Annotated in this window: 14 protein-coding genes and 1 pseudogene; 14 read left to right on the top strand and 1 reads right to left on the bottom strand. The window is 48.4% G+C overall.

All coding sequences use genetic code 11. The features are described from left to right. The 14 genes and pseudogenes from J5M57_RS27650 to rzpD form a co-directional block, all read left to right on the top strand. Positions 1-441 (top strand): replication protein P (locus J5M57_RS27650; RefSeq protein ID WP_243435659.1); only part of this gene is annotated, 441 nt, incomplete at its 5' end. Beyond that, positions 438-728, top strand: a complete 291-nt coding sequence (locus tag J5M57_RS27645; protein ID WP_000145933.1) for a protein ren — start codon at positions 438-440, stop codon at positions 726-728. The genes J5M57_RS27650 and J5M57_RS27645, both read left to right, overlap by 4 nt. Positions 729-801: 73 nt before the next feature. Continuing rightward, positions 802-1,242: a recombination protein NinB gene (locus tag J5M57_RS27640; RefSeq protein ID WP_000736903.1), complete on the top strand. Its 441-nt coding sequence runs from the start codon at positions 802-804 to the stop codon at positions 1,240-1,242. Beyond that, positions 1,239-2,111, top strand: coding sequence for a phosphoadenosine phosphosulfate reductase family protein (locus J5M57_RS27635; protein ID WP_000611491.1), 873 nt, complete (start codon positions 1,239-1,241; stop codon positions 2,109-2,111). The genes J5M57_RS27640 and J5M57_RS27635 overlap by 4 nt, the downstream gene beginning before the upstream one ends. Continuing rightward, positions 2,108-2,281, top strand: a complete 174-nt coding sequence (ninD, locus tag J5M57_RS27630; protein ID WP_000984218.1) for a protein NinD — start codon at positions 2,108-2,110, stop codon at positions 2,279-2,281. Before J5M57_RS27635 ends, ninD begins: the two co-directional genes overlap by 4 nt. Then, on the top strand, positions 2,248-2,430 hold the full coding sequence (locus tag J5M57_RS27625) for a NinE family protein (protein WP_000113775.1): 183 nt from the start codon (positions 2,248-2,250) through the stop codon (positions 2,428-2,430). Before ninD ends, J5M57_RS27625 begins: the two co-directional genes overlap by 34 nt. Further along, entirely contained in the window at positions 2,385-2,597 is a 213-nt protein-coding gene (locus J5M57_RS29165; RefSeq protein ID WP_306424353.1) for a protein NinF, read from the top strand. The genes J5M57_RS27625 and J5M57_RS29165 overlap by 46 nt, the downstream gene beginning before the upstream one ends. Beyond that, positions 2,590-3,201, top strand: a complete 612-nt coding sequence (locus tag J5M57_RS27615; protein ID WP_001108044.1) for a recombination protein NinG — start codon at positions 2,590-2,592, stop codon at positions 3,199-3,201. The genes J5M57_RS29165 and J5M57_RS27615 overlap by 8 nt, the downstream gene beginning before the upstream one ends. Then, the gene (locus tag J5M57_RS27610; RefSeq protein WP_002901791.1) at positions 3,198-3,404 is read left to right on the top strand and encodes a phage NinH family protein; all 207 of its coding nucleotides are present in this window, start codon (positions 3,198-3,200) and stop codon (positions 3,402-3,404) included. The genes J5M57_RS27615 and J5M57_RS27610 overlap by 4 nt, the downstream gene beginning before the upstream one ends. Then, positions 3,382-4,047 (top strand): serine/threonine protein phosphatase, encoded by a 666-nt coding sequence (locus tag J5M57_RS27605; RefSeq protein WP_001271136.1) that lies wholly within the window; start codon positions 3,382-3,384, stop codon positions 4,045-4,047. Before J5M57_RS27610 ends, J5M57_RS27605 begins: the two co-directional genes overlap by 23 nt. Continuing rightward, the gene (locus tag J5M57_RS27600; protein ID WP_001235459.1) at positions 4,044-4,667 is read left to right on the top strand and encodes an antitermination protein; all 624 of its coding nucleotides are present in this window, start codon (positions 4,044-4,046) and stop codon (positions 4,665-4,667) included. Before J5M57_RS27605 ends, J5M57_RS27600 begins: the two co-directional genes overlap by 4 nt. A 676-nt stretch (positions 4,668-5,343) precedes the next feature. After that, positions 5,344-5,667 (top strand): annotated as a pseudogene (locus tag J5M57_RS28990) (phage holin, lambda family). Next, on the top strand, positions 5,651-6,127 hold the full coding sequence (locus J5M57_RS27585) for a glycoside hydrolase family protein (RefSeq protein WP_000229403.1): 477 nt from the start codon (positions 5,651-5,653) through the stop codon (positions 6,125-6,127). The pseudogene J5M57_RS28990 and the gene J5M57_RS27585 overlap by 17 nt, the downstream one beginning before the upstream one ends. Beyond that, positions 6,124-6,585 (top strand): prophage endopeptidase RzpD, encoded by a 462-nt coding sequence (gene rzpD, locus J5M57_RS27580; protein WP_000092275.1) that lies wholly within the window; start codon positions 6,124-6,126, stop codon positions 6,583-6,585. Before J5M57_RS27585 ends, rzpD begins: the two co-directional genes overlap by 4 nt. 31 nt (positions 6,586-6,616) lie before the next feature. On the opposite strand, the gene bor is transcribed toward rzpD, so the two are convergent. Beyond that, entirely contained in the window at positions 6,617-6,910 is a 294-nt protein-coding gene (gene bor, locus J5M57_RS27575; protein WP_000738492.1) for a serum resistance lipoprotein Bor, read from the bottom strand. Between the last annotated feature and the right edge of the window lie 362 nt (positions 6,911-7,272).

The following is a 7,272-nucleotide window of genomic DNA, read 5'->3' as shown; positions in this document are numbered from 1 at the left end:
GGAATGCGCGTAGCCCGTCGGCAGAATCGACCATTTCTGCCATCACCCGGGCAGTTTGTTGCATGGTGCCGGGAAGAAGCATCCGTTACCGCCGGACTGCCAAACGTCAGCGAGCTGGTTGATATGGTTTACGAGTATTGCCGGAAGCGAGGCCTGTATCCGGATGCGGAGTCTTATCCGTGGAAATCAAACGCGCACTACTGGCTGGTTACCAACCTGTATCAGAACATGCGGGCCAATGCGCTTACTGATGCGGAATTACGCCGTAAGGCCGCAGATGAGCTTGTCCATATGACTGCGAGAATTAACCGTGGTGAGGCGATCCCTGAACCAGTAAAACAACTTCCTGTCATGGGCGGTAGACCTCTAAATCGTGCACAGGCTCTGGCGAAGATCGCAGAAATCAAAGCTAAGTTCGGACTGAAAGGAGCAAGTGTATGACGGGCAAAGAGGCAATTATTCATTACCTGGGGACGCATAATAGCTTCTGTGCGCCGGACGTTGCCGCGCTAACAGGCGCAACAGTAACCAGCATAAATCAGGCCGCGGCTAAAATGGCACGGGCAGGTCTTCTGGTTATCGAAGGTAAGGTCTGGCGAACGGTGTATTACCGGTTTGCTACCAGGGAAGAACGGGAAGGAAAGATGAGCACGAACCTGGTTTTTAAGGAGTGTCGCCAGAGTGCCGCGATGAAACGGGTATTGGCGGTATATGGAGTTAAAAGATGACCATCTACATTACTGAGCTAATAACAGGCCTGCTGGTAATCGCAGGCCTTTTTATTTGGGGGAGAGGGAAGTCATGAAAAAACTAACCTTTGAAATTCGATCTCCAGCACATCAGCAAAACGCTATTCACGCAGTACAGCAAATCCTTCCAGACCCAACCAAACCAATCGTAGTAACCATTCAGGAACGCAACCGCAGCTTAGACCAAAACAGGAAGCTATGGGCCTGCTTAGGTGACGTCTCTCGTCAGGTTGAATGGCATGGTCGCTGGCTGGATGCAGAAAGCTGGAAGTGTGTGTTTACCGCAGCATTAAAGCAGCAGGATGTTGTTCCTAACCTTGCCGGGAATGGCTTTGTGGTAATAGGCCAGTCAACCAGCAGGATGCGTGTAGGCGAATTTGCGGAGCTATTAGAGCTTATACAGGCATTCGGTACAGAGCGTGGCGTTAAGTGGTCAGACGAAGCGAGACTGGCTCTGGAGTGGAAAGCGAGATGGGGAGACAGGGCTGCATGATAAATGTCGTTAGTTTCTCCGGTGGCAGGACGTCAGCATATTTGCTCTGGCTAATGGAGCAAAAGCGACGGGCAGGTAAAGACGTGCATTACGTTTTCATGGATACAGGTTGTGAACATCCAATGACATATCGGTTTGTCAGGGAAGTTGTGAAGTTCTGGGATATACCGCTCACCGTATTGCAGGTTGATATCAACCCGGAGCTTGGACAGCCAAATGGTTATACGGTATGGGAACCAAAGGATATTCAGACGCGAATGCCTGTTCTGAAGCCATTTATCGATATGGTAAAGAAATATGGCACTCCATACGTCGGCGGCGCGTTCTGCACTGACAGATTAAAACTCGTTCCCTTCACCAAATACTGTGATGACCATTTCGGGCGAGGGAATTACACCACGTGGATTGGCATCAGAGCTGATGAACCGAAGCGGCTAAAGCCAAAGCCTGGAATCAGATATCTTGCTGAACTGTCAGACTTTGAGAAGGAAGATATCCTCGCATGGTGGAAGCAACAACCATTCGATTTGCAAATACCGGAACATCTCGGTAACTGCATATTCTGCATTAAAAAATCAACGCAAAAAATCGGACTTGCCTGCAAAGATGAGGAGGGATTGCAGCGTGTTTTTAATGAGGTCATCACGGGATCCCATGTGCGTGACGGACATCGGGAAACGCCAAAGGAGATTATGTACCGAGGAAGAATGTCGCTGGACGGTATCGCGAAAATGTATTCAGAAAATGATTATCAAGCCCTGTATCAGGACATGGTACGAGCTAAAAGATTCGATACCGGCTCTTGTTCTGAGTCATGCGAAATATTTGGAGGGCAGCTTGATTTCGACTTCGGGAGGGAAGCTGCATGATGCGATGTTATCGGTGCGGTGAATGCAAAGAAGATAACCGCTTCCGACCAAATCAACCTTACTGGAATCGATGGTGTCTCCGGTGTGAAAGAACACCAACAGGGGTGTTACCACTACCGCAGGAAAAGGAGGACGTGTGGCGAGACAGCGACGAAGTATCACCGACATAATCTGCGAAAACTGCAAATACCTTCCAACGAAACGCACCAGAAATAAACCCAAGCCAATCCCAAAAGAATCTGACGTAAAAACCTTCAACTACACGGCTCACCTGTGGGATATCCGGTGGCTAAGACGTCGTGCGAGGAAAACAAGGTGATTGACCAAAATCGAAGTTACGAACAAGAAAGCGTCGAGCGAGCTTTAACGTGCGCTAACTGCGGTCAGAAGCTGCATGTGCTGGAAGTTCACGTGTGTGAGCACTGCTGCGCAGAACTGATGAGCGATCCGAATAGCTCGATGCACGAGGAAGAAGATGATGGCTAAACCAGCGCGAAGACGATGTAAAAACGATGAATGCCGGGAATGGTTTCACCCTGCATTCGCTAATCAGTGGTGGTGCTCTCCAGAGTGTGGAACCAAGATAGCACTCGAACGACGAAGTAAAGAACGCGAAAAAGCGGAAAAAGCAGCAGAGAAGAAACGACGACGAGAGGAGCAGAAACAGAAAGATAAACTTAAGATTCGAAAACTCGCCTTAAAGCCCCGCAGTTACTGGATTAAACAAGCCCAACAAGCCGTAAACGCCTTCATCAGAGAAAGAGACCGCGACTTACCATGTATCTCGTGCGGAACGCTCACGTCTGCTCAGTGGGATGCCGGACATTACCGGACAACTGCTGCGGCACCTCAACTCCGATTTAATGAACGCAATATTCACAAGCAATGCGTGGTGTGCAACCAGCACAAAAGCGGAAATCTCGTTCCGTATCGCGTCGAACTGATTAGCCGCATCGGGCAGGAAGCAGTAGACGAAATCGAATCAAACCATAACCGCCATCGCTGGACTATCGAAGAGTGCAAGGCGATCAAGGCAGAGTACCAACAGAAACTCAAAGACCTGCGAAATAGCAGAAGTGAGGCCGCATGACGTTCTCAGTAAAAACCATTCCAGACATGCTCGTTGAAACATACGGAAATCAGACAGAAGTAGCACGCAGACTGAAATGTAGTCGCGGTACGGTCAGAAAATACGTTGATGATAAAGACGGGAAAATGCACGCCATCGTCAACGACGTTCTCATGGTTCATCGCGGATGGAGTGAAAGAGATGCGCTATTACGAAAAAATTGATGGCAGCAAATACCGAAATATTTGGGTAGTTGGCGATCTGCACGGATGCTACACGAACCTGATGAACAAACTGGATACGATTGGATTCGACAACAAAAAAGACCTGCTTATCTCGGTGGGCGATTTGGTTGATCGTGGTGCAGAGAACGTTGAATGCCTGGAATTAATCACATTCCCCTGGTTCAGAGCTGTACGTGGAAACCATGAGCAAATGATGATTGATGGCTTATCAGAGCGTGGAAACGTTAATCACTGGCTGCTTAATGGCGGTGGCTGGTTCTTTAATCTCGATTACGACAAAGAAATTCTGGCTAAAGCTCTTGCCCATAAAGCAGATGAACTTCCGTTAATCATCGAACTGGTGAGCAAAGATAAAAAATATGTTATCTGCCACGCCGATTATCCCTTTGACGAATACGAGTTTGGAAAGCCAGTTGATCATCAGCAGGTAATCTGGAACCGCGAACGAATCAGCAACTCACAAAACGGGATCGTGAAAGAAATCAAAGGCGCGGACACGTTCATCTTTGGTCATACGCCAGCAGTGAAACCACTCAAGTTTGCCAACCAAATGTATATCGATACCGGCGCAGTGTTCTGCGGAAACCTAACATTGATTCAGGTACAGGGAGAAGGCGCATGAGACTCGAAAGCGTAGCTAAATTTCATTCGCCAAAAAGCCCGATGATGAGCGACTCACCACGGGCCACGGCTTCTGACTCTCTTTCCGGTACTGATGTGATGGCTGCTATGGGGATGGCGCAATCACAAGCCGGATTCGGTATGGCTGCATTCTGCGGTAAGCACGAACTCAGCCAGAACGACAAACAAAAGGCTATCAACTATCTGATGCAATTTGCACACAAGGTATCGGGGAAATACCGTGGTGTGGCAAAGCTTGAAGGAAATACTAAGGCAAAGGTACTGCAAGTGCTCGCAACATTCGCTTATGCGGATTATTGCCGTAGTGCCGCGACGCCGGGGGCAAGATGCAGAGATTGCCATGGTACAGGCCGTGCGGTTGATATTGCCAAAACAGAGCTGTGGGGGAGAGTTGTCGAGAAAGAGTGCGGAAGATGCAAAGGCGTCGGCTATTCAAGGATGCCAGCAAGCGCAGCATATCGCGCTGTGACGATGCTAATCCCAAACCTTACCCAACCCACCTGGTCACGCACTGTTAAGCCGCTGTATGACGCTCTGGTGGTGCAATGCCACAAAGAAGAGTCAATCGCAGACAACATTTTGAATGCGGTCACACGTTAGCAGCATGATTGCCACGGATGGCAACATATTAACGGCATGATATTGACTTATTGAATAAAATTGGGTAAATTTGACTCAACGATGGGTTAATTCGCTCGTTGTGGTAGTGAGATGAAAAGAGGCGGCGCTTACTACCGATTCCGCCTAGTTGGTCACTTCGACGTATCGTCTGGAACTCCAACCATCGCAGGCAGAGAGGTCTGCAAAATGCAATCCCGAAACAGTTCGCAGGTAATAGTTAGAGCCTGCATAACGGTTTCGGGATTTTTTATATCTGCACAACAGGTAAGAGCATTGAGTCGATAATCGTGAAGAGTCGGCGAGCCTGGTTAGCCAGTGCTCTTTCCGTTGTGCTGAATTAAGCGAATACCGGAAGCAGAACCGGATCACCAAATGCGTACAGGCGTCATCGCCGCCCAGCAACAGCACAACCCAAACTGAGCCGTAGCCACTGTCTGTCCTGAATTCATTAGTAATAGTTACGCTGCGGCCTTTTACACATGACCTTCGTGAAAGCGGGTGGCAGGAGGTCGCGCTAACAACCTCCTGCCGTTTTGCCCGTGCATATCGGTCACGAACAAATCTGATTACTAAACACAGTAGCCTGGATTTGTTCTATCAGTAATCGACCTTATTCCTAATTAAATAGAGCAAATCCCCTTATTGGGGGTAAGACATGAAGATGCCAGAAAAACATGACCTGTTGGCCGCCATTCTCGCGGCAAAGGAACAAGGCATCGGGGCAATCCTTGCGTTTGCAATGGCGTACCTTCGCGGCAGATATAATGGCGGTGCGTTTACAAAAACAGTAATCGACGCAACGATGTGCGCCATTATCGCCTAGTTCATTCGTGACCTTCTCGACTTCGCCGGACTAAGTAGCAATCTCGCTTATATAACGAGCGTGTTTATCGGCTACATCGGTACTGACTCGATTGGTTCGCTTATCAAACGCTTCGCTGCTAAAAAAGCCGGAGTAGAAGATGGTAGAAATCAATAATCAACGTAAGGCGTTCCTCGATATGCTGGCGTGGTCGGAGGGAACTGATAACGGACGTCAGAAAACCAGAAATCATGGTTATGACGTCATTGTAGGCGGAGAGCTATTTACTGATTACTCCGATCACCCTCGCAAACTTGTCACGCTAAACCCAAAACTCAAATCAACAGGCGCCGGACGCTACCAGCTTCTTTCCCGTTGGTGGGATGCCTACCGCAAGCAGCTTGGCCTGAAAGACTTCTCTCCGAAAAGTCAGGACGCTGTGGCATTGCAGCAGATTAAGGAGCGTGGCGCTTTACCTATGATTGATCGTGGTGATATCCGTCAGGCAATCGACCGTTGCAGCAATATCTGGGCTTCACTGCCGGGCGCTGGTTATGGTCAGTTCGAGCATAAGGCTGACAGCCTGATTGCAAAATTCAAAGAAGCGGGCGGAACGGTCAGAGAGATTGATGTATGAGCAGAGTCACCGCGATTATCTCCGCTCTGGTTATCTGCATCATCGTCTGCCTGTCATGGGCTGTTAATCATTACCGTGATAACGCCATTACCTACAAAGCCCAGCGCGACAAAAATGCCAGAGAACTGAAGCTGGCGAACGCGGCAATTACTGACATGCAGATGCGTCAGCGTGATGTTGCTGCGCTCGATGCAAAATACACGAAGGAGTTAGCTGATGCTAAAGCTGAAAATGATGCTCTGCGTGATGATGTTGCCGCTGGTCGTCGTCGGTTGCACATCAAAGCAGTCTGTCAGTCAGTGCGTGAAGCCACCACCGCCTCCGGCGTGGATAATGCAGCCTCCCCCCGACTGGCAGACACCGCTGAACGGGATTATTTCACCCTCAGAGAGAGGCTGATCACTATGCAAAAACAACTGGAAGGAACCCAGAAGTATATTAATGAGCAGTGCAGATAGAGTTGCCCATATCGATGGGCAACTCATGCAATTATTGTGAGCAATACACACGCGCTTCCAGCGGAGTATAAATGCCTAAAGTAATAAAACCGAGCAATCCATTTACGAATGTTTGCTGGGTTTCTGTTTTAACAACATTTTCTGCGCCGCCACAAATTTTGGCTGCATCGACAGTTTTCTTCTGCCCAATTCCAGAAACGAAGAAATGATGGGTGATGGTTTCCTTTGGTGCTACTGCTGCCGGTTTGTTTTGAACAGTAAACGTCTGTTGAGCACATCCTGTAATAAGCAGGGCCAGCGCAGTAGCGAGTAGCATTTTTTTCATGGTGTTATTCCCGATGCTTTTTGAAGTTCGCAGAATCGTATGTGTAGAAAATTAAACAAACCCTAAACAATGAGTTGAAATTTCATATTGTTAATATTTATTAATGTATGTCAGGTGCGATGAATCGTCATTGTATTCCCGGATTAACTATGTCCACAGCCCTGACGGGGAACTTCTCTGCGGGAGTGTCCGGGAATAATTAAAACGATGCACACAGGGTTTAGCGCGTACACGTATTGCATTATGCCAACGCCCCGGTGCTGACACGGAAGAAACCGGACGTTATGATTTAGCGTGGAAAGATTTGTGTAGTGTTCTGAATGCTCTCAGTAAATAGTAATGAATTATCAAAGGTATAGTAA

This window comes from Pseudomonas sp. 86_A, from assembly GCF_017491705.1.
In the GTDB taxonomy this organism is placed as follows: domain Bacteria; phylum Pseudomonadota; class Gammaproteobacteria; order Pseudomonadales; family Pseudomonadaceae; genus Aquipseudomonas; species Aquipseudomonas koreensis.
This window is presented reverse-complemented; position numbering and strand designations above follow the sequence as displayed.